This window comes from Chryseomicrobium sp. FSL W7-1435, from assembly GCF_038595005.1.
Lineage (GTDB): Bacteria > Bacillota > Bacilli > Bacillales_A > Planococcaceae > Chryseomicrobium.
In genome coordinates, this window is sequence record NZ_CP151997.1 from 1893426 (window position 1) to 1918512 (window position 25087).

Below are 25087 nucleotides of genomic sequence, written 5' to 3' on the forward strand. Positions count from 1 at the left end.
TCGTCATTACTTATTGCTCGTCAAAATACTTTTGTGCACCCGGGTGAATATCGATTCCGATACCATCTAAAGCAGTTTCAGCTTTGATAAATGCGCCCTTAGCATGCGTGATTTGATCTGTGTTGCCATAGATAGCAGCAGTAATTTCATACACAAGATCTTCTGGTAGTTCATTTGAAACAGCAAGCATTGCTAATACAGAAACTGTAGGAACATCTTCTGTTAATCCATAAGTACCTGAAGGAACCATATCTTCAGCGTAGTATGGATATTTCTCGATTAATTCAGCAGCTTTTTCAGCTGTAACAGGAACGATGTTTACATCAGCAACTGCATTCAATGCTTCAACAGCACCAGTTGGTGTACCTGAAGTGATAAATGCTGCGTCAATTTGACCAGCTTGTAAGCTCTCTTGAGACTCACCGAAGTCAAGTGCCTGCGCGTCAACGTCATCCATCGTCATCCCATGGATTTCAAGAATTTGCTCAGCATTTGCATAAGTACCAGAACCTGGTGCTCCTACAGAAACCTTTTTACCACGAAGATCTTCTACAGAAGTAATCCCAGTGTTTTCAAGAGTAACAATTTGAATTGTCTCAGGATACAATGCACCGATTGCTGAGATGTCTTCAATTGCGCCATCTTCAAACATGAATGTACCTTCTGTTGCATAGAAAGCTACATCTGTTTGAACGAAAGCGATTTCTGCGTTTCCGTCTTTAAGTGCTGTCATGTTAGCAGCTGATGCTTGAGAAACTTCAGCAGTTGTTTGAATGCCAGTTTCTTCTGTGATCAAGTTAGCAAACGTACCACCTAGCGGATAGTATGTACCTTGTGTTCCGCCAGTAACTACACTTAGGTAAGGAAAATCTTCTTTCGTTTTCTCACCTGACGATTCTCCTCCGCCATCTCCGCCTCCACATGCAGCCAACAATAATGCTGAAGCAGCGAAAGTAGTTCCTAGAAACTTAAACTTTTTGTTCATTTTGTTTCCTCCCTTTTCTCGAATAGGTTTTGGACCCGCTTTCATTTTACCATAAAAAAAAGGCAGTGTGTCGATCTAACTAAGACACACTACCTAAGCAATTCAGATTACTCAGAAGAGTTGTTTTTCTTCAGTGCTGACCCAGTCACACCTTGAAGTAAGTCGCCACCTGTTGATTCAATAATTTCATTTGTCACTTTATTGGAGATTGAATGAGCGACTAATTGAAGGAGATTATTTACTTCTACTTGCGACTGTTTGAATTCTTGAACGATTGGAATTGCGTCAATTTCTTCTTCGACTTTCGCAATCTTTGATTCAACCAGTTTTAGCGCCTTTTCTTTCTCAAGATGTTGGAAGTTTACAGCTTGTTTTTGTAGACTCTTTAAGCTCGCAATCTTTTCTTTCACTTTTTGGTTTGCATTGATTTGTGCTTCTGCACGTTTAAAGAAATCAACTTCTTCAGTCTGTGCAATCATAGTTGCGATTTCATGTGCCTTTGCAATGATATCTTGTTTTGTATATTGACTCATACGAGTTCCACCTTTTCTGTGTTGGCAAGCTCAACAAACTCTCCATTGAGTGACCATGTTTTAGCCTCTGTAATTTTAACAAGTACCAGCTTACCAATCAACTCTTTTGGACCGGTAAAGTTTACAAGCTTACTTTTCCGAGTATAGCCTGCTAGTACTTCTGGATTTTTTTTGCTCTCACCCTCAACTAATACTTCAACAAATTCATCTTGATGTTTTAGCAGAGCTTGAGCCGAAAGTTCATTGACGACTGCATTTAAGCGATGTAATCTATCTTTCTTCACGTGCATCGGTACGTTATCTTGCATCTTAGCTGCTGGAGTTCCCTCCCGCGGTGAGTAAATATACGTATAGGCTAGTTCAAAGCCTACCTCTTGATAGAGAGACAATGTTTCTTCAAATTGCTCCTCTGTCTCATTTGGAAAACCGACGATGATATCCGTAGAAAGAGACAAATTCGGTATACGTTCTTTCATACGACGAACTAGATCAAGATACTGTTCGCGACTGTACTTCCTCGCCATGATTTTCAGCACATCCGACGAACCTGATTGAACGGGTAAGTGAATATGTTCCACTAAATTTCCGCCTTGCGCTAGAACATCTATCAGATGATCATCAAAATCACGTGGATGACTCGTTGTGAAGCGAATTCGTGGAATATCAATTTTGTGTAAGTCGTTCATTAAGTCCGCAAGTCTGTAATTCATATCATCAAAATCTTTGCCGTAAGCATTTACATTCTGACCGAGCAATGTAACTTCTTTGTAACCCGCTGCAGCTAGCTCACGAACTTCTTGAATAATATCCACGGGCAATCGACTACGTTCTTTTCCTCTAGTGTAAGGAACGATGCAGTATGTACAGAACTTGTCACAGCCGTACATAATGTTGACCCATGCTTTGATCTGGCCTTTCCTCTTGCGCGGAAGGTTTTCAATGATATCCCCTTCTTTAGACCAGACTTCAATGACCATTTCTTTTGAGAGATAGGCTTCATGAAGAATGTGCGGTAAGCGGTGAATGTTATGCGTGCCAAAAATCATGTCCACTTGGTCATATGTTTTTAAGATCTTTTTAACCACTGCTTCTTCTTGAGACATACACCCGCAAACACCGATTAGTATATCGGGATTTTGCCGCTTCAATTTCTTGAAATGGCCAAGTTCACCAAAAACTTTGTTCTCAGCGTTTTCTCGAATGGCACATGTATTCAGTAATAAGACGTTTGCATCTTCTACAGTGTCAGTGGGTTGATAACCTAAACCGAGAAATATCCCTGCCATTACTTCTGTGTCATGTTCATTCATTTGACAACCATACGTACGAATATAAAACTTTCGGTTTTGACCCATTCCTCTAAATTGTTCATCTATAACAAAATCGGAATGATAGGCAATTGTTTCTTTTCCTCGTTTTTTTGCATCTTTTAATGAGGGCGGTTGATAGACGGTTTGAAAGTACTGACTGTAATCTTTTTCTACTTTTTCGGCAGGTTTGATTTGAGAGCTGTGCAACCTTGATTCTTCATTCATGGTTCCGCATCCCCTTTCATTCAGTTTCATCTTTCTAAGTATAGCGAAATTGGGACGCACTGCCTATACTGTTCACAGCTTTGTGCAATTCAAAATCAAAAAAGCCGCCTCACAAGGAAGCGGCTGTAGCCTATAAGAATTCTGCTTGAAGAGCTTCGAATTGTTCTTGGCTCATCGTTAGGTTTTCTTCGACAAGAGGAGTTTGAGAATAGTCCGTTAGACGCTCCTGGTATGAAGCCGTCTCTTGATCTTGGTAAATGATACCCGTCACTAGACCTTCTGTTTCCATTACAACCTGCATCGCTTGCTCACGATTTGTTGAGTCGTAATCTTCACGCTCAGAAAGCTTTACAAGATTTTCTTTAAACCAGTCATACGTATTGATTTTATTGTACGTTACACAAGGGCTGAAAACATTAATGAATGCAAACCCTTTATGCTTGATACCTGCTTCAATAATTGCAGTTAGTTCTTTAATGTCTGAAGAGAATCCTTGAGCAACAAACGTAGCACCTGCTGAAAGTGCCATTTCCATTGGTTTCAATGAAGGTTCAATCGCACCACCAGGAGTTGACTTTGTTTTAAATCCAGCCGCAGAGCGTGGTGATGTTTGTCCTTTTGTTAACCCGTAAATTTGATTGTCCATTACAATGTAAGTGATATCAATATTACGTCGAATTGAGTGAATGGTATGCCCCATCCCAATGGCAAAGCCATCCCCATCTCCACCTGAAGCAATAACGTGCAAATCACGATTAGCCATTTTAAGACCTTGAGCTATTGGAAGCGCACGTCCATGAATCCCGTGGAAACCATATGAATTAATATAGCCAGAAATACGACCTGAGCAACCAATTCCCGAAACTACAGCGAGTTCATGGGGCTCAATACCGACATTGGCTGCCGAACGTTGAATAGCTGCTTGGACAGAAAAATCGCCACAGCCGGGACACCAGTTAGGTTTCACATTATTACGAAAATCTTTAAAAGTCGCCATTTACAGCATCTCCTTCACTTGATTCTCGAGCTGACGCGGTAAGAATGGCGTGCCATCATAACGCAGTACATTCTTAATCTTTTGATGCCCACCAACATTCATTTTGATAATCGACGCCAGTTGCCCAGTTGCGTTATTTTCAACAACGAACACCTGTTTAGCCGACTCAATAAGGGCGTGCATCTCTTCAGCTGGGAAAGGTTGTATTAATCGAATATGAGCATGATTCGTTGAAATTCCTTGCTCGTTCAATGAACTTTGTAATTCTTCTAATACACCACGTGTTGAATTGAATCCTACTACTAATACATCAGGATTTTCATGTGGCGTGTTTGTGTAGATAGGTTGATCAAACTGAATGGCTTGAAGCTTCTTCATTCGTTTATCCATTTGATGTTGACGGTTGCCAGCAGCTTCAGATGGTTTGCCTGTTTCATCGTGCTCAACACCCGTCACATGGTGAATGGCATGTTTCATACCTGGCAATACGCGAGGTGATACACCATCTTCAGTCACTTCATAGCGCTTAAAATATGATTTTTCTTCAGCTTCAGGAACTTGTTCACCAGATAATAGTTTGCCGCGTGTCACTTGAATAGCATTGTAGTCAAACGGTTCAACAGTTTGTTTACCAAGTGATAACTGCAAGTCTGAGAGAATAATGACTGGACATTGCAATTCTTCTGCAATATTAAAAGCTTGGATTGTGTCGTAAAATGCTTCTTTACCAGTACTTGGCGCGATGACAACCTTTGGAATGTCTCCATGCGTACCAAAAATCATTTGCATCAAATCTGATTGTTCTTGTTTAGTTGGAAGTCCTGTCGAAGGGCCTCCTCGTTGTGTGTCCACAATTACAAGAGGCTGTTCTGTCATACCTGAGAGGCCAATAGCCTCCATCATTAAAGATAATCCAGGTCCAGCAGAAGCTGTGAAAGCACGAACTCCTCCGTAGTTAGAACCGATTGCCATAGTTGCAGCAGCTATCTCGTCTTCTGTTTGAATAACAGTACCTCCGAAAAGAGGTAGTTTCTTAATTAGATATTCCATAATTTCTGATGCTGGTGTAATAGGGTAAGCGGCCATAAAACGAACACCAGCTGCTAAAGCACCAAGTGCTATTGCATCGTTACCAATCATGTAGAGGCGACGCTGACCATCAGCTTCTTCAAGCTCATAAGCTTGTGCTTTGTCAGGTGCCATTTCCACTAATTTAGCATAGCCCTGTTCAATAGCTTGCATGTTTTTTGCAACGACTTCTTCACCTTTTTTTGCAAATATTTCTTTCACGACTGCTTCAAAAACTGCTACATCTAATTTAAGTAAAGCGGCTGATGCACCGATTGCTACCATATTCTTCATCAAAGATGTACCCAATTCAGATGCAATTTCTGTGAATGGGATGGCAATGACAGGTGCTTTTGAATCTTCTGGTTGCTCCGGATTGAATTTTGCATCGGCAAGAATAATACCTGTTGCTGTTAATTCTTTATAATTTAAATCAATTGTCTCTTGATCAAATGCAATTAAGATATCTAAATCATCTGCGATGGTACGGACTTCCGTAGGTCTCACAGTTATTTTATTGTTAGTGTGTCCACCTTTAATACGAGATGAAAAGTGGCGGTATCCATATAGATAGTAACCAAGGCGGTTCATGGCCATCGAGAAAATTTCTCCGGTACTCTCAATGCCTTCCCCTTGTTGCCCTCCTACTTTCCAAGCGAGCTGCTGCAACATGTTAATCTCTCCTTCATGTGTACGTGATCTAATCCTTCATTAGTTTATCATGAAGCAATTGTTTACTCTATGTATAGTATCTGAAATTGCCCAATTTCAGTCTAATGGCGTATAAAAAGAATCATTTTGCCACAATCCCGTCAAAAAGCAGAGAGCATAAGCTCTCTGCCGTTTAATACTTTTTCTTTTTCTCAACAAGTAGTTTTAACGCGGTTCGCTCTTCGCCACCGATTTCAATATCTGCGAAAGCAGGACTGCAATAGAGATCTTGCCCACTCGGTGCTACAAATCCTCTAGCAATGGCAATGGCCTTCACAGCTTGGTTCAATGCCCCTGCTCCAACGGCTTGCATCTCTGCATACCCTTTTTCACGAATGACAGCTACAAGTGCACCTGCAACAAGGTTCGGATTAGATCGTGATGAAACTTTAAGTGAGTCCATTTCTCTTTCCCTTCCATCAAAGCTTTGGACGGTGTCCATACTTTAACTTATGTTACGAGAGTAATGATTAGACTACTGTTGAAACGGTTGGTCGTCATTAATATAGATACGTTCTTGGTGCTCTGCCTTCCCTTGCTCGTTCAGTTCTACAAAGTAGCCACTGATGACAGCTCGCCCTGTCTTAGGAACTTCAAATCGTGCTGGTAGGTTTGTTTTGAATTTATACAATACGCTCTCACGGCCCATTCCTAAAATGCCGTCGTAAGGACCTGTCATTCCCACATCCGTGATATAAGCAGTACCTTGTGGCAAGATACGGTTGTCTGCGGTCTGTACGTGGGTGTGCGTTCCCACAACAACAGATGCACGACCATCTAAATGCCAACCAAATGCAATTTTCTCGCTGGTTGCTTCTGCATGAAAATCGACAAAAATATAAGGGCTGATTTTCTGAGCTTCTTCCACCATAGAATCAACCATCTTAAATGGACAGTCATGCGCAGGCAAAAAGACGCGACCGTGCAAATTCATCACGGTTAATTCTTTTCCATTTTTAGAGATGGTCACATGTCCTTTACCCGGTGCTTCTTCCGAAAAATTTGCTGGGCGAATCAAATAATCAGCGTCATCTATGAAATCGAAAATTTCTTTTTGATCCCATGTGTGATTTCCCATTGTCACGACATCAACACCCATGAATAATAATTCATCGTAGATTTTTTTTGTGATGCCTCGACCTGCTGCAGCATTTTCTCCATTCACAATAATGGCATCTGGTTGGTACTTTCGCTTTAATCTTGGTAAATACGACTCCAATGCATCACGTCCGATTGAACCGACGATATCACCTATAAATAAAATTTTCATTTGTCCTTCTTCACTCTCCTACATAATAAAACCATACGCAGGACAGACCTGCGTATGGCTGTTATTTAGCATATTCGACAGAACGTGTTTCACGGATCACAGTAACTTTGATATGACCTGGGTAATTTAATTCCTCTTCAATGCGCTTACGAATATCGCGAGCAAGGCGATGAGCAGAAATATCATCAATCACGTCTGGCTTTACAATAATGCGAATTTCTCGGCCCGCTTGAACGGCAAATGATTTTTCAACGCCATCATACGACTCTGAAATTTCTTCAAGTTTTTGCAAACGTTTAATGTAATTTTCAAGAGTTTCACTACGTGCACCTGGGCGAGCTGCTGATAAAGCATCAGCCGCCGCAACCAATACAGCAATTACAGAGGTTGCCTCTGTATCCCCATGGTGAGAAGCGATACTGTTGATGACGACTGGGTGCTCCTTGTACTTCTTAGCAAGCTCAACACCAATCTCTACGTGACTACCTTCCACTTCATGATCAATCGCTTTTCCGATATCGTGTAACAATCCAGCACGACGGGCAAGCGTCACATCTTCGCCAAGCTCTGCTGCTAATAAGCCAGCTAAGAAAGCAACTTCAGTAGAGTGCTTCAAGACATTTTGACCATAACTTGTACGATAGCGTAAACGTCCTAAAATTTTAATTAAGTCAGGGTGAAGATTGTGAATCCCCACATCAAATGATGTTTGCTCCCCAACTTCACGGATGTATTCATCCACTTCACGACGAGATTTATCTACCATCTCTTCAATACGGGCAGGGTGAATACGACCATCTTGTACAAGCTTCTCGAGTGCAAGTCGTGCTGTTTCTCGTCGAATCGGGTCAAAACCTGACAGAATGACTGCTTCTGGTGTGTCATCGATAATTAAATCAATACCTGTGAGTGTTTCGAGTGTCCGGATGTTTCGCCCTTCACGACCGATAATACGTCCCTTCATCTCATCATTTGGCAAGTTGACAACAGATACTGTTGTTTCTGCCACATGATCAGCTGCAAAACGCTGCAGTGCAAGAGATAAAATTTCACGTGAGCGCTTGTCCGCCTCTTCTTTAGCACGCGTTTCAAATTCTTTTGTCATCACAGCAATATCTGTCGACAATTCATTTTCAACTTCGCGTAAGATCAAGCTGCGTGCTTCTTCACGTGTTAGAGCTGAGATACGCTCTAATTGAAGCTGTTGTTTGTGAACAAGCTCTTCCACTTTACTCTCTTTTTGTTCAATATGCTGTTGTCTTTCCACTAACACTTCTTCTTTACGTTCTAGACCTGCTTCTCGCTTGTCGAGTGTTTCATCTTTGCGATCAAGATTTTCTTCTCGTTGAACAAGGCGATTTTCTTGTTTCTGAAGCTCAGAACGTCTTTCACGAATGTCAGCTTCTGCTTCTGTGCGCAATGTGTGTACTTCGTCTTTTGCTTCTAGAAGTGCTTCTTTTTTAAGTGCTTCCGCTTCGCGCTTTGCTTCTTCTAGAATCAGTTCAGAGGACTGTTTCGCTCCAGTGACTTTGGAATCATTAAGTTTTTTAAGATACCAATACCCAACAACGGCACCGACAAATAGACCAAGCAAAGCGGGAATGATAATTTCAATCATGCAGACACCCCCTCTTGCTATTTGTTGTTTTCAGTCGGCTGACTACTGTCTGCCTGGTTTCGTTTTAGCATGAAAAATAATAGAAAATACAAACTCATTGTATCGATATAAAAAATCACTGTCAAGTTGATGGAAAAAAGCGCCCGTCAAAAGACGAGCGCAAAAAAATTATTCTTTATCAAGTACTAATTCAAAATCCTCTTCCTCTTCTTCACTATGAGCAGCGATTGTGTAAGAACTTGCCGCCATTCCTAGTGACTGACGAATCTGAGAAGCGATTGTATGTCTGATTGACTCGTTTTCTTTCAAGAATTGTTTAGCATTCTCACGGCCTTGTCCTAAACGATCATCATTGTACGCATACCAAGATCCGCTTTTTTGAACGATATCTAAATCTGATCCCATATCGATGATTTCACCTTCTTGTGAAATACCTTCTCCGTACATGATGTCTACTTCTGCAGTACGGAATGGTGGAGCTACCTTATTTTTCACTACTTTAATTTTTGTCTTGTTCCCCATGATGTCAGTACCATGTTTAATAGCTTCTGCACGACGAACTTCTAAACGAATTGTACTGTAGAATTTCAGTGCACGGCCACCCGGAGTGACTTCTGGATTTCCGAACATAACGCCAACTTTTTCACGAATCTGGTTAATAAAGATGGCAATGGTGTTTGATTTGTTGATTGCACCAGAAAGTTTACGCAATGCTTGTGACATCAAACGTGCTTGTAAACCGACATGAGAGTCCCCCATCTCGCCTTCAATCTCTGCTTTTGGAACTAACGCAGCTACTGAGTCAATTACAAGAATATCGACTGCGCCACTACGTACAAGTGCTTCAGCAATTTCAAGTGCTTGTTCTCCAGTGTCCGGTTGTGAAAGAAGTAGCTCATCAATGTTTACGCCTAATTTTTGTGCATAGACAGGATCCAGTGCATGCTCTGCATCGATAAATGCAGCAGTTCCACCCGAAGCTTGTGCTTCTGCGATTGCGTGCAATGCAACAGTTGTTTTACCTGAACTTTCAGGACCGTAGATTTCTACGATACGACCACGTGGGTAGCCGCCAACACCAAGCGCTGCATCAAGTGCTAGTGAACCACTTGAAGAAGTTTGTATTTCACGGTCAGTTTTTTCACCGAGTTTCATAACGGAACCTTTACCGAATTGTTTTTCTATTTGTTTTAAAGCCATCTCTAAGGCTGCTTTACGATCTGCCAAAATTAAATTCCTCCCAAGAAATCAATTATTGTTTCTATACTTACTATACTCCTTTAATGAGAAAAACACAAGAAAAAAGCGAACGTTTATTCGTGTTTTTTCACACAACTCTATTTTGGCAAAATTGAATTTTGTGCATAGAGAAAACCCATGGAATTTAGCCATGGGTTCATGAGGATTTTATTTATTTTCGTTTTGAACTAATTGTAAGAGATAATGAATGGCAAATTTGACCGCGCGAATACGGTTGGTGTTACGCATACCGGACAGGTGTAACTGATAGCTGTGTGTTAAACCTTTGTAAGCTATACCAATCCATACCGTACCTACAGGCTGGCCAGCATGTTCATCTGGTCCAGCAGCCCCGGTTATACCTATGCCAATATCTGTTGCAAACTGACGGCTCACATTCAGAGCCATCTCCTCAGCCACTTCTTTACTAACCACCGAAAATGCAGCAATCGTTTCTGGACGAACGCCAAGTTGTTTGACCTTAGCTTCTTCATTATAGACAACCAATCCTCCTGCAAGTGCTTGACCCATACCGGGAATAGAAGCTAGTTCTGCTTGAAATAAACCTGCAGTCATGCTCTCTGCTGCTGAGATTGTTAAGTTGTTGTCGATAAGGGTCTGCTTAAGTTTGGATGCAAGTGAGTCATTGTTGTAGCCATAAACATAGTGGCCCACGCGATTAAGTATCTCTGCTTGTACATCTTTGATAGCTTCCCATGCCTGTTGTTCTGTTTCACCAGTAGCAGTGAGTCGAATGGTTACTTCACTATCCGTTGCTAATGGCGCTATCGTTGGATTAGTCTGCGACTCAATCAAATCTTCCAAACGAGTTTCCAGCTCTGCTTCTCCAATACCATAGAAACGAATGACATGCGAGAAGATCATCCGGTTTTGATAAATATCTTTTGCAATAAGTGGTTTCGCTTCGAACTGAAACATCGGTTCTAGCTCGTTTGGCGGCCCCGGAAGTAGAATATACGTATGCGTATCATTCTGATAGAACATACCTGGAGCCATCCCATGATGATTTTTAAGCACCGCAGCTCCTTCAAAGACCAAAGCTTGTTGCTTATTATTTTCTGTCATTGCACGACCACGCTTGGAAAAAAACTCTTCAATGTACCCCATAGCTTCTTGATCAATCACTAATGATGTGCCTAGATGAGTTGCGATTGTTTGTTTTGTTAAATCATCTTTTGTTGGCCCCAAGCCACCCGAAAAAATGAGAATGTCCGCACGCTGTTCAGCAATCTTAATAGCATCAAGTAAGCGCTGTTTATTATCTCCAACAACCGTGTGAAAATGAATATTGATTCCCATTTCAGCAAGTTGTGTCGATAAAAAACGAGCATTCGTATTGACGATTTGTCCAAGCAGTAGCTCTGAGCCTACTGCAATAATCTCAGCACGCATAGTGTAGCCTCCTTATTTTGAATCCAGCAAGACACGACGATTTAAATAGAAGTAATCGTAACCAGACCATACAGTGAACACTAATGAAATGTATAGCATAATCGTGGCAAATGGGAAGCCAATTAATTCAAAACCAATATTACCAAGTAATAAAGCAGAGATGGCAACAATTTGTGTCCACATCTTAATTTTACCTAGTTGGTTTGCGGCAACAACCTCACCACCACCGGCTAATATTAAACGTAAGCCTGTAACTGCAAATTCGCGGCTAATAATGATAATTACAATCCACGCAGGTGCTAAATCAAACTCCACAAGTAATATTAACGCAGCCGATACTAACAACTTATCTGCTAGTGGATCTAAAAACTTACCCATGTTCGTTACAAGATTATGTTTCCGCGCAATGTAACCATCAATAAAATCTGTGATAGAAGCAAAAATAAAAATAATGGCTCCTATTAAGTGACCGACCGGAATCGTAGCACCTAGCAGTGTTAATTCTCCGAACCCGAAATCAATTAACATGAACACCATAAAAATAGGGATTAAAAAAATTCGGAATAACGAAATTTTATTTGGTAAATTCATGATTGTCTCTCCTTTCACTAAGAAAACAGGCCCTGCCCTTTGGCGGACAAGGCGTCTGTTATTCACTCCAGTTGAAATATAAATTTTCTGAGTTACGACCAGTTTGGAATTCTACCGGTGTGTCATTAACAAAAACTTGAGCAGCTGAAGTCACACCGACACGAACTCGATAGGTTCCGTTTGCTGGTACTTCAAAGGAATAACTAGCATCTTCTGCTGTATAAACTCGAGCAACAGGAAGTAACTCTTCTCGAGCTTGATTTTGAATGGATAACCAAGAATCTCCTGAAAAATCAATGCGAATAGTTAATGATTCTGTTCCCGTCACATCATAAAATGAGTCTTCCCCTTGAGCACCAGTTGGAGTGATCGACACTTCTGACTCTGGCTCAGCTTCAGTCTCTTCTTCTACTGACTCTTCTGTTTCTTCTTCCTCTTCACCTGCTGGCGTTGATTCTGGTTGTTGCGTCTCAATCACGATTTCAGTTTCTCCTACTTCCTCTACAGGGGCATCCACTGGCGCACGCTGTGAAAGTAGATACGCAATAGCTAAAATAGCCACCACGAACAATGCCACTAAAATCATTGGGAAAATTTCCATTGCACGACTACCTGAACGATAGGAACGTCGTGAGGCAGTGGAAGCTGCCATTTGAGGAGCGGCAGTTTTGGCCGCTACCGGTAAATCATTTCGATATTGTTCTATAATTTCATCGCCATTCAAACCGACTGCCTCTGCATATTGACGAACGAAAGCGCGCACATAAAAAGGGCCCGGCATCGATTCATAGTTGCCTTCTTCTATTCCATGTAAATAGCGTTTTTGTATTTTGGTTAACGCTTGTATATCTTCAATAGAGAGATTTTTATCAGTTCTCGCTTGACGAAGACGAGCACCTAATTCTGACACATCATTCACCTGCCTTTTTTAAAATTCAAATCCACCGAACCCACCAAATCCGCCAAAATCATTATTTCCCTGATTTCTTTCCATCATTTCATAAGTGATTTCTTCATCAGGCGAATGGCGAAGCTCAATAATATAATCAAAATCTTCAATTGAGTACTCTGAGTGTTGCACAAACATATCCGGATGCTCGACTACTTTAATAGTGGGCATACGCATCATTTCTTTTACCAATTGATGATGTCGCTCATCGGATGATTTTCTAGTCACAATGCCATCTAAAATAAAGATGTTTTGTTTGCTAAATTCATCCCCCATCAACTGGCTACGTACGGTTTGCTTGATCATAGTTGACGACAGAAAAATCCATTTTTTATTGGCACAAACACTGGACGCCACAACGGACTCTGTTTTTCCTACGCGCGGCATTCCCCGTATCCCTATTAACTTGTGACCGTCTTGTTTGAATATTTCTGCCATGAAATCGACTAGCAAACCTAAATCATCTCGCACAAAACGAAATGTTTTGCGATCATCTAAATCACGCTGTATGTAGCGACCATGTCTAACAGCTAGACGGTCGCGAAGTTTTGGCTCTCTGTATTTCGTGAGTTGAATCGTTTCCATTGTTGAAATAATGTGTTCAAAACGATCTATGCTCGACTTAGATTGTGCATTAAGCAACATGCCACGCCGTCCTTCATCAACACCGTTAATGGTGACAATTGTTATGCGAAGCATACCCAATAGCGATGCAATATCGCCTAAAAGTCCTGGTCTATTAATTTGAATTTCATACTCAAAAAACCATTCGGTTGACATAATTGCTCCTCCTTGCCTTCTTTACCGTAAATGCTTAGCTGGTAAGATTCCATCCTCCATCAACTGCAATACACTGGCCAGTAATGAATCCGCTGTCCGTTGAAAGAAGAAAAGCTACGGCATTCGCCACATCTTCTGGACGTCCTTTGCGTTTTACCGGAATGGATTGAATCGTTATCTCTTCATCCTCTACTGTCAAATGTTCATGAATAGAAGACTGGATATAGCCTGCTTCAATCATATTCACTCTAATTGGAATCGTTGCCCATTCTCTTGCCAGACTTTTCATGAGTCCAATTTGCGCTGCCTTCGCTGCACTATAAGCTACTTCCCAAGCTGCCCCCTTAGCCCCAAATATGGAACCTATAAAAACTACAGAACCATTTGTTAACTTTGGGTAGAAGCTTTGAAGTAGAAGTTGAGGACCCACCACATACTGGTCAAACATTGATTGAGTCTGCTCGCGAGTCGTAGCAATAAATTCTTCATAAACAGTTTTTCCATGTGCAAAAACAATGGCGTCCAACTCAAATATAGAGGAGAAGTCAAAGTGTCCTCTAGATTCTATTGAAAAGCAAAGTGTATTAAACATTTGATCCGGAAAGTTAGTTTGCAACTCCTGCTGTAAAGCTTGGATTTTGTCTATAGATTGAACATAATGCAGATAGATATTCCATCCTTCTGAAGCTAACCGACGTGCACAAGCTTCCCCTATGGAGCCGGAAGCACCAATGACTAGAGCAAACTTATTCGTTCTCATTTGACGGAAGAATGACAAACTGGGTATGTCTTGCCGTGTTTTGCAACTGTTCATAAGCTCTTTGCAAATCTTCTAGAGTAAGCGTTTCAACGACAGGTAGCACTTGGAATAATTCCATGTCATTAAAGCGATAGCGTGTGAATTGGTTCGCTATATATTCGATTGAATTTAAAGAGCGCATAAACAATCCTATCTTACGTTTTTTTGTTCTTTCGAGTTGTTCTTCAACTGATGGATATTCTGAAAACGGTACTGCGAGTTGCTCACGAATAACTTTAATTAATTCATCAGGTTGAACAGTGTCTGATCCGATCATTGTGAATCCATAGCTGCCCTCTAAAGAAAAGTCTGCCGAATACGATTCATCAATTAAACCTAGTTCATACGTTTTCTCAAAAAATGATGAAGACCTGCCAAACAAAATATCTAGCACTGACTGCATGGCTAGCTCATAACGAAGCATTTCTTCACCAGAGACTGCTTTGATTGGCGCTTTGATCCCAAAGAGAACCTTTGGTTGAACGACATCCATTGTCATTTCTCTGTAAGGCACAGCTACTTCGTCTGGCTCTGCAGGTAGCATATGCACAACTTCCGGTTTGTCTTGGAATTGTTTTGAAACTTGGTTTTTTTTCACTAATTCCAAGAATGCCTTAGGCTCAACTGCTCCTACAGCAAACAATACCATGTTTGATGGGTGATAAAATGTTTCGTGGCACAAATACAAATGCTCCGCCGTAATATCTTGAATGGACTCTACAGTTCCTGCAATATCAATTTTCACAGGATGTTGATGGTACATATTTTCTATTGTACCAAAATACAAGCGCCAATCCGGCATATCATCGTACATTGTTATTTCTTGAGCAATAATGCCTTTTTCTTTATTCACAGTTGCTTCTGTAAAGTAAGGCTGCTGAACAAAATCAAGAAGCGTATTTGTATGCTTGTCAATTTTATCAGTAGCTGAAAAAAGGTATGCCGTTCTAGTGAAGGACGTGAAAGCATTTGCAGAAGCTCCCGCCTCACTAAACTTTTGGAATACATCCCCATCTTCTTTCTCAAACATCTTATGTTCTAAAAAATGAGCAATTCCATCGGGTACGCGCACTTCATCTTTTCCTGGAGGAACAAAATGATTATCAATCGAACCGTATTTCGTTGTAAATGTCACATATGTTTTTGAAAAACCAACTTTAGGCAAGACATATACATCAAGCCCGTTTGGTAATTTTTCATGATAAAGCGTCTCATTTAATTGTTCAAAATGGAGTTCATTCACTTAATTGACCTCCTTCGTAGTTAAGAAATACGTATGAATTTTTGTGATTGTTTTTGCCAGTTCGCTGACATCTTGTTTAGAGATTGTCTCCCATTTGGCAGCCCATCCATCTAATGAGAAGGAAGGATCAATTTCTTGATAAGATTCAAATACTTCAATTAATCCCCGTGCGGAATCTTTTATTTCCATCAATTGATTTTTCAACATCGATTTAGTTTGTAAAAACTCACGATCAGAGATTTCCCCTTGTTTGACGAGCTCTAATTGTTGATCAATGACAGATTCTGCTTTTTCCTTTTGACTCGGATCAATGCCGCTAACAGCAAACAACAACCCATAAGAAGAAGCAAAAGAGCTCGATGCATAATAAGCAAGACTCTCTTTCTCACGAACATTCGTGAATAATTTGGAGTGTGGATACGCTCCTAATACACCGTTCAATACTTGCATTGCTGGGAATTCTGCTGATGCCGACGTGATAGGTGTTTCATAAGCAATGTGGAGTTTTGCTTGTTTCATATCCATTGCTTCAACCGTTTCATTAAAAGGCGTTTGTAGAACTTGAGTTTGAGTACGACTGCCAAATTCACGTTGCGTAAAAGGTAGGCTAGCTTGTAGAGCATTCTTATACCCCTCTGGATCAATATCCCCGACTACATAAATAGAGATATCATCATGCTGAATCATGGACTGGTAGGCTTCTTTGATCTGATCTAGTGTAATGGCTTGTATGAAAGTTTTCTCTCCCATTGCCGAAATTGACGCTGGATGATTTGGTCGAATAAGTTCGAGTAATCTGTGTTGCGCGTATCGTGATTTATCTTCATATAATGAATCGACTCGTGTAATCACTTGCTTTTTCTCACGATCAAAGATGCGTTCATCAAAATCCTCACTTAAAAAACTAGGCTTAAACAGAATGGCATGAATAAGTTCGAGGACCTCTTCTGTTAAATTACGTTCATTTAAATACGTATCATTTACAAAATCGGCATTCAAATACACCGTATGTTTATCTCCACGCTTCATTGTGTCGAGATAGATAGAAGTTCCGTACAACTCATCGAGCTTTTGACGGAATGCACTATTGGTATTTGTTAACTGATTGCTATACTGCAATAAATTTGAAAGGACTGTTCGTAGCCCTGCATTTTCTGCAGATAGTGCTGTTGTCATTTTGATTGAAAGTGTAATCGTTTTGAACTGTTTAGTAGGCATCGTATATAAACGCACGCCAGGAACAATAGTTTGAGTGGTAAACAATATAAAGGCCCCTTTCTCTACCGTTTAGTGTACCACTATCATCTAGCTACGACTATTGTTTAGCCATGAAAAAAGACCTCCAAATTGGAGGCCTTTTCAATAAATTAGCGTTTCCCTTTAATATATGGTTTACCAATCGCTTTAGGAGCGCTTGCTTTTCCAATAAACCCAGCTAATGCAAGGATAGTCAAGACATACGGTAAGATGTCTAGATACACACTTGGCACTTGGCTGATGAAGTCAATGGATCCACCCACAATTTTGAGTGACTGTGCTAAACCGAAGAATAGCGCTGCCCCCATTGCACCCAGTGGATGCCATTTACCAAAAATCATAGCCGCTAATGCCATGAATCCTTGACCATTGATTGTCGATTGAGAGAACTCATATGAAATCGTCTGTGCATAGGCAGCTCCACCAATACCTGCAAGCATACCTGAGATGACAACCGCAATATAACGCATACGGTTTACTTTTACACCCATTGTATCTGCCGCCATTGGATGTTCACCGACTGAACGAAGTCGAAGTCCAAATGGTGTTTTGTAGATAACAAACCAAGCAAGAATAGCAATCGTAATTGCCAAAATAGACGTTGCATACACATCATTAAAGAACATTGGACCGATTACAGGAATTTCGCTTAATCCCGGAATATCAAAACGAATGAATTGTTGAGAAATATAATCCGTTTGGCCTTTATCATAAATCAGTTTTACAGCAAAGATCGATAATGCTACTCCAAGCATGTTGATGGCAACCCCTGAGATTACTTGATCTGCACGGAATGTAATGGATGCAACCGCATGGAGTAGTGAGAAAATTCCTGATACGACCATGGCTGCAAGAAGCGCAAACCAAATCGTCATTCCACCAAGCTGATCGGCAAATGTTAAATTGAACACAATCCCAACAAATGCTCCCATCACCATAAGTCCTTCTAACCCGATGTTGACAACCCCTGACTTCTCAGAGAACACACCACCGATTGCTACAAAGATAAGAGGTGCTGCATAGGCGATCGAAACGGGGATAATGAAATAAAGTGCATCTAAAAAGGCGCTCATTTATTTCGCCTCCTTTTTCTTGCCGATTTTTTCTAAGAACAAACGAATGACATACCCAGATGCTACGAAGAAAATGATGACTGCAATTACAATCGATACAATTTCTACTGGTACACCTGCTTCGTTTGGCATGTTAAGAGATCCGTATTTCAATGCACCAAATAAGGCTGCACCAAATACGACACCAAGTGGCGTATTGGCGCCTAATAAGGCAACCGCAATTCCATCAAAACCAATTCCAGTGAATCCACCTTTAACGTTGGCATACTGGAAAGTTCCTAATGCTTCCATCGCACCTGCAAGACCAGCAAACATCCCAGCGATTACCATCGACATGATAATGTTACGGCTCACGTTCATACCTGCGTATTCTGAAGCATTTTGATTAAATCCAACCGCTTTTAACTCAAACCCTGTTTTTGTTTTCTCTAAAATGAACCACATGACGAATACCATCGCAAGGGCAATTAGGATCCCGTAGTGTAAACGAGAGAAGTCTGTAAGTCCTTGTAAAAAAGGCGATGCTAGAGAAGCACTCTCTGCAATACGACCTGTATTGTCCCCACCATCTGAAATTGAGCGAATCAATGCGTTTGTAACAAATAGTGCAATGTAGTTCATCATAATTGTGACGATTACTTCATGAACTTGAAGTTTTGCTTTTAATAGGCCTGGAATCAATCCCCAGAACGCTCCCGCTAAAGCCGCTGCAATAAGTGCAAGTGGCAAATGCACAATTGTTGGTAGATCCGTAAATGTTACACCTACCCATGCTGCTGCAAACCATCCGACAATGAGCTGTCCTTCAACTCCAATGTTGAAAAGGCCTGTGCGGAATGCAAACGCAACTGCAAGTCCAGCTAAAATATACGGTGTAATTTGACGAATCGTCTCTCCGACGGCATACGCGTCTCCAAAAATACCCCTCCACAATGCTCCATAGCCTTCGATTGGATCATATCCACTGAAAAGCATAATAATTGCTCCTACAATAAGACCCAATACGACGGAAACAACAGGCACGAGGATGTTGATTACTCTATTCGACATGAGTTGTCTCCCCCTGTTTTGATCGTTTCTGCTTTGCTTGTCCTGCCATTAACAGACCAAGCTCTTGCTCCGTAGTTTGTTTTGGATCAAGTGTATCGATGATATAGCCGTCGTACATAACCGCGATACGATCTGAAACGTTCATGACTTCGTCCAATTCATACGATAGTAGTAATACAGCTTTACCGTTATCTCGTTGTTCAATTAGGCGTTGGTGAATGAACTCGATAGCCCCAACGTCTAGACCTCGCGTAGGAAGTGCAGCAATAAGAATTTCCGGATCACGATACACTTCCCGACCAATAATTGCTTTTTGCTGATTTCCTCCAGAAAGTGAGCGAGCTAATGCATCTTCACCTGTAGTACGCACGTCGTAATCAGCAATAATTTTTTTCGCAAGTTCAGAAACTTTGTTGTAATTCATAATGCCATTTTTTGCAATTGGCTCTTTATAGTACGTTTGCAGGGCAATGTTGTGGCCAATTGGGAAATCCAAGATAAGACCATGCTTATGACGATCTTCTGGAATATGTCCGATACCACTTTCCGTTACTTGGCGTGGCTTCAATCCTGTTATGTCCTTACCGTTAAGAGAAATCGTACCGGATTTAATTTTGCGAAGTCCTGTAATGGCTTCAATCAATTCACTCTGACCATTTCCGTCAATTCCCGCAAGTCCAAGAATTTCACCTTTTCGAACAGTGAGTGATAGGTTTTTCACCTTATCGATGCCACGGTAATCTTGTACTGATAGATCTTTAATAATAAGTGTATCTTCACCTGGAGTGGCATCTTTTTTCACTGTTTTAAATTCTACTTGGCGACCTACCATAAGAGATGCCAATTCATCAGGATTTGTTTCTGTTGTAACAACTGTTCCAATCCCTTGTCCTTTTCGGATAACTGTAACGCGATCAGACACTTCCATGATTTCTTTTAGTTTATGCGTAATTAAAATGATGGATTTTCCTTCTGCAATTAATCGTTTCATGATCTGAATCAAATCATCGATCTCTTGTGGCGTTAGAGAAGCAGTCGGCTCGTCAAAAATTAGAATTTCCGCTCCACGATAAAGCGTTTTCAAGATTTCGACACGTTGTTGCATACCGACTGAAATATCTTCAATTTTTGCATTTGGGTCAACATCAAGCCCGTACATTTCAGATAGTTCCGTGATTTTTTTTGCAGCTACTTTTTTGTCTATGACGCCGCCCTTAGTTAATTCATTACCAAGAATAATATTTTCTGTTACCGTAAAGTTTTCCACTAACATAAAGTGTTGGTGAACCATACCGATTCCCAAATCATTTGCGATATTTGGGTTTGCTATATTTACAGTCTGACCTTTTACACGGATTTCACCGGCTTCAGGCTGATAGAGACCAAAAAGAACATTCATCAATGTGGATTTTCCGGCACCATTTTCTCCGAGAAGCGCATGGATTTCTCCCTTTTTTAATTGCAGGGTGATATTATCATTTGCTACGAAGTTCCCAAACTCTTTTCGGATGTTCAGCATCTCGATTACATACTCCACTTGTATCACTCCAATTCTACTTTCTAAATAACACATGAAAGATTTAGTTTGACTAGATCTTTCATCTATTATTTGGAATTTTAGCTAAAAAAAGAACATAAAGACCGATTCTCAATCGGTCTTTATGATTCTTGCCGTTCAATTACTCCATTGTTTCTGGAACAGTGATTTCACCGTCGATAATTTGTTGTTGGAATTCTTCGATTTGAGCCATAATATCTTCTGGAATTGCTCCACGAGAATCAGCAAGGCCAACGCCTTCTTCAGCTAAACCGTAAACTGTTTGCTCTCCACCAGGGAATTCTCCAGCTGCAGCTTGTTCAGAGATGCGGTAAACCGCTTGGTCAACACGCTTCAACATAGAAGTTAGTGTTACGTTTGTATCGCCAACAGCACCTTCTTCGTATTGGTCAGAGTCAACTCCGATAACCCATACAAATGCGTCAGCATCTTTTGTTTTACGCTCTTTCGCTTCTGCGAATACTCCATTACCAGTACCACCAGCTGCGTGGAAAATAATATCTACGCCTGAAGAGTACATGCGGTTTGCAGTTGTTTTACCAAGAGAAGCATCATCGAATGAGCCCGTGTACTGAACATCTACTTCGATTGATGGATCTACTGCTTCAACACCAGCAAGGAAACCAGCTTCAAAGCGCTCGATTACTGGAATTTCCATTCCACCAACAAAACCGATTTGCTTTGATTCAGACATTAATGCTGCAGCAACTCCTGCTAGGAATGCTCCCTCTTGCTCTTTGAAAAGAACAGATGCAACATTTGGCTGATCTACAACTGCATCAATGATTGCAAGTTGTGCTTCCGGTTGTTGCATAGCGATATCATTTACAGCTGCTTCCATTAAGAAACCAATTCCGAATACCACGTCAAAGTCACGACGAACTAGGTTGTTAAGGTTTGTTACGTAGTCAGCGTCTGAAGCTGATTGTAGGTAATCATAACCGCCATCGCCTTGCTCTAGGCCGTTATCTTCCCCAAACATTTTAATACCTTCCCAAGCAGATTGGTTGAATGATTTGTCATCCACTCCACCTACGTCAGTAACCATTGCTACTGAGAAATCAGATGTTTCTTCTGTCTCTGTATCCCCACCAGTTGAACCAGTGTTGTTTTCTGTAGTTTCTTCATCAGAACCACACGCTGCAAGAAGAGTACCTGCTGCTAACATTACTGAAAGACCTAAACCGTATTTGCGTTTTGACACGTTAAAAACCCCCAAAATTAGTTTCTTATTAGTAGGAATTGACGATTACACCCGTTTACGAATTACGTGAAAGCTAAACTTATCTGCCCGAAAATAATTCTTCGAGTAGAGAACTACGCGATCTTGCTCATCGTAATGAAGCTGCTTCAACACAAGAAGTGCCGTTTCTGGCTCACAGTTTAATGTCGGTGAAGCCACATCATGGTAGCCCATTGGATCGATAAACGTAACGGCGTGAGAGACGCGAAGGTCACCTGACTGTTCTAATGCAGAGAATAAGGAACCTTCTTGACGGCTTAAATAATCTTCTGGAAGATATTTAGCTGGTACTTTATCTACACAATAGACGACAGGATCACCATCTGCTGTTCTAACACGCTCAATCGAAACGATTAAATCTTCCTTTGCGCAACCAAAACGTTGAATGTCTTCTTCTGTTGGAAGCGATTGCAAAGAACTTAAATAAATAACTCCAGGTTCCATTCCTGCTTGCTTAATCATGGATGAAACACTGGAAAGATGCTCGATACCAGAAGTAAATACAGGTTTTGAATTAATAAATGTACCTACTCCATGGCGTCTGACAATCACATTCTCTTCCTCGAGCAAACGAAGAGCTTCGCGCAAAGTGGCTCGGCTGACACCCAGCATTTTTGCGAGTTCGAATTCAGAGGGAAGTTTTTCCTTCTCTTTGAACACACCATTGTCTATATCTTTCTTAATTCGATCGATAACTTGCAAATATAAATGCCGTTGATCAATCTTAATTGACACGTGCAACACCACCAATAACCAAAGAGATCAGACCTCTGATGTAAAACATTCCTACTAATCAGTCATACTATACCATTTTAAATCTTAAAAATAAATAGTTTTTTCACTTAAATTGCAAAACTTTTAATCTTTTTGTAATCATTTTGTCATACTTCTTCCGTATCGTATGTCCCACGGTTCATTAAAACCTGTCGTGGTTTGGAGCCTTCGTATGGTCCAACAATACCAGCTAATTCTAATTGATCAATGATTCGAGCAGCTCTTGAGTAACCAACTCGGAAGCGACGTTGAATCATCGAAACGGAAGCCGTTTGCATCTCCATCACTAGTTGGGCCGCATCATCAAATAAATCATCCCGCTCTTCTTGATGTACGGTTTCTTCAATTTCTGAAGGAATCATTTCTTCCACATAATTTGCTTTTTGTTGTTCAATTACTGCATCAACAATACGTTCGACTTCCGAATCGGAAACAAAAGCACCTTGTACACGAACAGGTTTTGAATTTCCCGAAGGATGAAACAACATATCGCCTCTACCTAGTAATTTTTCTGCTCCACCCATATCAAGTATAGTACGAGAGTCAATGGCAGACGATACGGAGAAGGCTATTCGAGAAGGTATGTTTGCTTTAATAATACCTGTAATGACATCGACACTTGGTCGCTGAGTGGCAATGATCAGGTGAATACCTGATGCTCGCGCCATCTGAGCTAAACGGGTGATAGAATCTTCCACATCGTTTGAAGCTACCATCATTAAATCGGCTAACTCATCGACAAATACGACAATGAATGGGAGCTTGGCATGCTGTTCTTCATTTTCACTATTCCATTTATCTACAAACTGATTGTACCCTTCCATATTTCGAGTACCAGTATGTGAAAACAGATCATAGCGGCGTTCCATCTCTGAAACAATTTTCTTCAAGGCTTGAGATGCTTTGCGAGGATCCGTTACTACTGGTGCCAGTAGATGCGGAATACCGTTATAGACATTTAGTTCTACCATTTTTGGATCAATCATCATCATTTTTACTTCATGTGGTTTAGCACGCATCATTAAACTAACAATAATGCCATTCATACACACACTCTTACCAGATCCCGTTGAACCCGCTACTAATAAATGGGGCATTTTGTTAAGTTCAGCAACAACTGCTTTTCCAGTAATATCGCGTCCAAGTGCAACCGCCAATTTTCCTGGGTTACTTACAGTGCTCTCTTCAAGAACCTCTCGCAAACTTACCATTGCTACTTCTAAATTCGGCACTTCAATTCCAATGGCTGATTTACCAGGAATTGGTGCTTCAATTCGAATATCACGCGCAGCTAAAGCTAGAGCTAAATCGTCACTCAAGCTGACAATTCTACTTACCTTCACTCCAACATCAGGCAACACTTCATATTTTGTAACGGCTGGTCCTAAATGAACTTGTGTCACTTTTGCTTTGACACCGAAGCTTAAGAAAGTTTGCTCTAATTTTTTAGCATTTGTTTGAATAGCCCCTAATTCTGAACTTTGATCGGTATGTGGTGAAGGCGTCAGTAAATCAAAGCTCGGTAAAATATAGGCTTCATTTTCTAGTTCTTGCCCAACCAAATTGATTTCTACTTCTTTTAGTACCTCTTCATCCCCCGTTGGTTCTGCTTCTACTTTAGTTGGTTTTGGTCTTTCATTGAAAGCAGAAATAATAGGTGCTTGTTGCGGTACATCTTCTTGCAAGTCAACCTCTGTAGTGGTTAAAACACTTTCCTCGGTCGATGCTTGTGGAAGGGTGTTCTCTTTTTTACGAGTGACTCGTGGTTGCTTTGTCTTTGGCTCCTGCGCTTTCGTTTGCATCCATTCTCGAACAGAATCAAAACCAGAAATTCCAAGCTCTTTAGAATGCTTGGCAAGCCACGGAATAAGTGCCTTTCCTGTAATTAAAATTAATCCAATCGAGATGAGAATCCAAGCAACGATTACAGCACCATTCTGAGCAAGCAGTGCTCTCGCTGCAGCATACAACATACCACCTATTAATCCACCACCAACGTTTGATGTGACAGTATCAGAAAATAAAACAGTAATAGTTTCTTTCATTACGGAAGGAGCGACATCAAATCCCATTTCCGCTCGTTGTTCCATCATAAAATGGTGACTGATCATCAACACTCCGGTGAACGCAATAAGTGCGCCCGTCGTTATACGGTTTGTCCATTTTGGAAACGATTGTTTGACCATCATCCAAAGTGCATAGAGAATCATAAAGAACGGTAATGCCCCGTGCCAATTACCAAATAATGATTGGCCTATAAAATGTATGCCTCCGCCAACTGGACCGTATTGGAAAAGCCCAATGACAGCTAAGCCAATTAGTAGAATCCCGATAATTTCAAATAGCAAGGGATGCATGGGTGTCTTTTTCTTTTTTGCTGGTTTTCGTTTCGTTTGTTTTC

Annotated in this window: 22 protein-coding genes; all 22 read right to left on the reverse strand. The window is 40.9% G+C overall.

Annotation, left to right across the window (positions count from 1 at the left end; genetic code table 11):
- Positions 1 to 10: 10 nt before the first annotated feature.
- Positions 11 to 985: a TAXI family TRAP transporter solute-binding subunit gene (locus MKY84_RS09620; RefSeq protein ID WP_342525788.1), complete on the reverse strand. Its 975-nt coding sequence runs from the start codon at positions 983 to 985 to the stop codon at positions 11 to 13.
- A 107-nt stretch (positions 986 to 1092) separates the two neighbouring features.
- On the reverse strand, positions 1093 to 1518 hold the full coding sequence (locus tag MKY84_RS09625; RefSeq protein WP_342525789.1) for a RicAFT regulatory complex protein RicA family protein: 426 nt from the start codon (positions 1516 to 1518) through the stop codon (positions 1093 to 1095).
- Positions 1515 to 3053, reverse strand: coding sequence for a tRNA (N6-isopentenyl adenosine(37)-C2)-methylthiotransferase MiaB (miaB, locus tag MKY84_RS09630; RefSeq protein WP_342525790.1), 1539 nt, complete (start codon positions 3051 to 3053; stop codon positions 1515 to 1517). Before miaB ends, MKY84_RS09625 begins: the two co-directional genes overlap by 4 nt.
- Positions 3054 to 3183: 130 nt before the next feature.
- Positions 3184 to 4050, reverse strand: coding sequence for a 2-oxoacid:ferredoxin oxidoreductase subunit beta (locus MKY84_RS09635; RefSeq protein WP_342525791.1), 867 nt, complete (start codon positions 4048 to 4050; stop codon positions 3184 to 3186).
- Positions 4051 to 5790, reverse strand: a complete 1740-nt coding sequence (locus tag MKY84_RS09640) for a 2-oxoacid:acceptor oxidoreductase subunit alpha (RefSeq protein ID WP_342525792.1) — start codon at positions 5788 to 5790, stop codon at positions 4051 to 4053.
- A 172-nt stretch (positions 5791 to 5962) separates the two neighbouring features.
- Positions 5963 to 6232, reverse strand: coding sequence for a stage V sporulation protein S (locus MKY84_RS09645; protein WP_342525793.1), 270 nt, complete (start codon positions 6230 to 6232; stop codon positions 5963 to 5965).
- Between the two features lie 72 nt (positions 6233 to 6304).
- Positions 6305 to 7099, reverse strand: coding sequence for a TIGR00282 family metallophosphoesterase (locus MKY84_RS09650; protein ID WP_342525794.1), 795 nt, complete (start codon positions 7097 to 7099; stop codon positions 6305 to 6307).
- Positions 7100 to 7160: 61 nt separating this feature from the next.
- Positions 7161 to 8717, reverse strand: coding sequence for a ribonuclease Y (rny, locus tag MKY84_RS09655; RefSeq protein WP_342525795.1), 1557 nt, complete (start codon positions 8715 to 8717; stop codon positions 7161 to 7163).
- Positions 8718 to 8885: 168 nt separating this feature from the next.
- Positions 8886 to 9944: a recombinase RecA gene (gene recA / locus MKY84_RS09660; protein ID WP_342525796.1), complete on the reverse strand. Its 1059-nt coding sequence runs from the start codon at positions 9942 to 9944 to the stop codon at positions 8886 to 8888.
- 180 nt (positions 9945 to 10124) lie between these two features.
- Positions 10125 to 11369, reverse strand: coding sequence for a competence/damage-inducible protein A (locus MKY84_RS09665; protein ID WP_342525797.1), 1245 nt, complete (start codon positions 11367 to 11369; stop codon positions 10125 to 10127).
- Positions 11370 to 11381: 12 nt separating this feature from the next.
- The gene (gene pgsA, locus MKY84_RS09670) at positions 11382 to 11960 is read right to left on the reverse strand and encodes a CDP-diacylglycerol--glycerol-3-phosphate 3-phosphatidyltransferase (protein WP_342525798.1); all 579 of its coding nucleotides are present in this window, start codon (positions 11958 to 11960) and stop codon (positions 11382 to 11384) included.
- Positions 11961 to 12018: 58 nt separating this feature from the next.
- On the reverse strand, positions 12019 to 12870 hold the full coding sequence (locus MKY84_RS09675) for a RodZ domain-containing protein (protein ID WP_342525799.1): 852 nt from the start codon (positions 12868 to 12870) through the stop codon (positions 12019 to 12021).
- A gap of 18 nt (positions 12871 to 12888) precedes the next feature.
- Positions 12889 to 13689 carry a DUF3388 domain-containing protein gene (locus tag MKY84_RS09680; RefSeq protein ID WP_342525800.1) on the reverse strand — a complete coding sequence of 267 codons (801 nt, stop codon included), beginning with the start codon at positions 13687 to 13689 and terminating at the stop codon, positions 12889 to 12891.
- A 34-nt stretch (positions 13690 to 13723) separates the two neighbouring features.
- Positions 13724 to 14449: an SDR family oxidoreductase gene (locus tag MKY84_RS09685; protein ID WP_342525801.1), complete on the reverse strand. Its 726-nt coding sequence runs from the start codon at positions 14447 to 14449 to the stop codon at positions 13724 to 13726.
- On the reverse strand, positions 14436 to 15731 hold the full coding sequence (locus MKY84_RS09690) for a pitrilysin family protein (protein WP_342525802.1): 1296 nt from the start codon (positions 15729 to 15731) through the stop codon (positions 14436 to 14438). Before MKY84_RS09690 ends, MKY84_RS09685 begins: the two co-directional genes overlap by 14 nt.
- On the reverse strand, positions 15732 to 16994 hold the full coding sequence (locus MKY84_RS09695; RefSeq protein ID WP_342525803.1) for a pitrilysin family protein: 1263 nt from the start codon (positions 16992 to 16994) through the stop codon (positions 15732 to 15734).
- 104 nt (positions 16995 to 17098) lie between these two features.
- On the reverse strand, positions 17099 to 18061 hold the full coding sequence (locus tag MKY84_RS09700; protein ID WP_204589076.1) for an ABC transporter permease: 963 nt from the start codon (positions 18059 to 18061) through the stop codon (positions 17099 to 17101).
- Positions 18062 to 19111, reverse strand: a complete 1050-nt coding sequence (locus tag MKY84_RS09705) for an ABC transporter permease (protein ID WP_204589075.1) — start codon at positions 19109 to 19111, stop codon at positions 18062 to 18064.
- Positions 19101 to 20648: an ABC transporter ATP-binding protein gene (locus MKY84_RS09710; RefSeq protein ID WP_342525804.1), complete on the reverse strand. Its 1548-nt coding sequence runs from the start codon at positions 20646 to 20648 to the stop codon at positions 19101 to 19103. Before MKY84_RS09710 ends, MKY84_RS09705 begins: the two co-directional genes overlap by 11 nt.
- A gap of 142 nt (positions 20649 to 20790) precedes the next feature.
- Entirely contained in the window at positions 20791 to 21873 is a 1083-nt protein-coding gene (locus MKY84_RS09715) for a BMP family protein (protein ID WP_342525805.1), read from the reverse strand.
- Positions 21874 to 21918: 45 nt separating this feature from the next.
- A complete protein-coding gene (locus MKY84_RS09720; protein WP_342525806.1) occupies positions 21919 to 22647 on the reverse strand; it encodes a GntR family transcriptional regulator in 729 nt (242 codons plus the stop codon).
- Positions 22648 to 22793: 146 nt separating this feature from the next.
- Complete coding sequence (locus tag MKY84_RS09725) at positions 22794 to 25043, reverse strand: DNA translocase FtsK (RefSeq protein ID WP_342528881.1); 2250 nt, start codon at positions 25041 to 25043, stop codon at positions 22794 to 22796.
- Positions 25044 to 25087: the final 44 nt, after the last annotated feature.

Coding starts and splice junctions, on each gene's coding strand:
- MKY84_RS09620 (WP_342525788.1), bottom strand. CDS start 985: ATGAACAAAAAGTTTAAGTTTCTAGGAACTACTTTCGCTGCTTCAGCA.
- MKY84_RS09625 (WP_342525789.1), bottom strand. CDS start 1,518: ATGAGTCAATATACAAAACAAGATATCATTGCAAAGGCACATGAAATC.
- miaB (WP_342525790.1), bottom strand. CDS start 3,053: ATGAATGAAGAATCAAGGTTGCACAGCTCTCAAATCAAACCTGCCGAA.
- MKY84_RS09635 (WP_342525791.1), bottom strand. CDS start 4,050: ATGGCGACTTTTAAAGATTTTCGTAATAATGTGAAACCTAACTGGTGT.
- MKY84_RS09640 (WP_342525792.1), bottom strand. CDS start 5,790: ATGTTGCAGCAGCTCGCTTGGAAAGTAGGAGGGCAACAAGGGGAAGGC.
- MKY84_RS09645 (WP_342525793.1), bottom strand. CDS start 6,232: ATGGACTCACTTAAAGTTTCATCACGATCTAATCCGAACCTTGTTGCA.
- MKY84_RS09650 (WP_342525794.1), bottom strand. CDS start 7,099: ATGAAAATTTTATTTATAGGTGATATCGTCGGTTCAATCGGACGTGAT.
- rny (WP_342525795.1), bottom strand. CDS start 8,717: ATGATTGAAATTATCATTCCCGCTTTGCTTGGTCTATTTGTCGGTGCC.
- MKY84_RS09665 (WP_342525797.1), bottom strand. CDS start 11,369: ATGCGTGCTGAGATTATTGCAGTAGGCTCAGAGCTACTGCTTGGACAA.
- pgsA (WP_342525798.1), bottom strand. CDS start 11,960: ATGAATTTACCAAATAAAATTTCGTTATTCCGAATTTTTTTAATCCCT.
- MKY84_RS09680 (WP_342525800.1), bottom strand. CDS start 13,689: ATGTCAACCGAATGGTTTTTTGAGTATGAAATTCAAATTAATAGACCA.
- MKY84_RS09685 (WP_342525801.1), bottom strand. CDS start 14,449: ATGAGAACGAATAAGTTTGCTCTAGTCATTGGTGCTTCCGGCTCCATA.
- MKY84_RS09700 (WP_204589076.1), bottom strand. CDS start 18,061: ATGAGCGCCTTTTTAGATGCACTTTATTTCATTATCCCCGTTTCGATC.
- MKY84_RS09705 (WP_204589075.1), bottom strand. CDS start 19,111: ATGTCGAATAGAGTAATCAACATCCTCGTGCCTGTTGTTTCCGTCGTA.
- MKY84_RS09725 (WP_342528881.1), bottom strand. CDS start 25,043: ATGCATCCCTTGCTATTTGAAATTATCGGGATTCTACTAATTGGCTTA.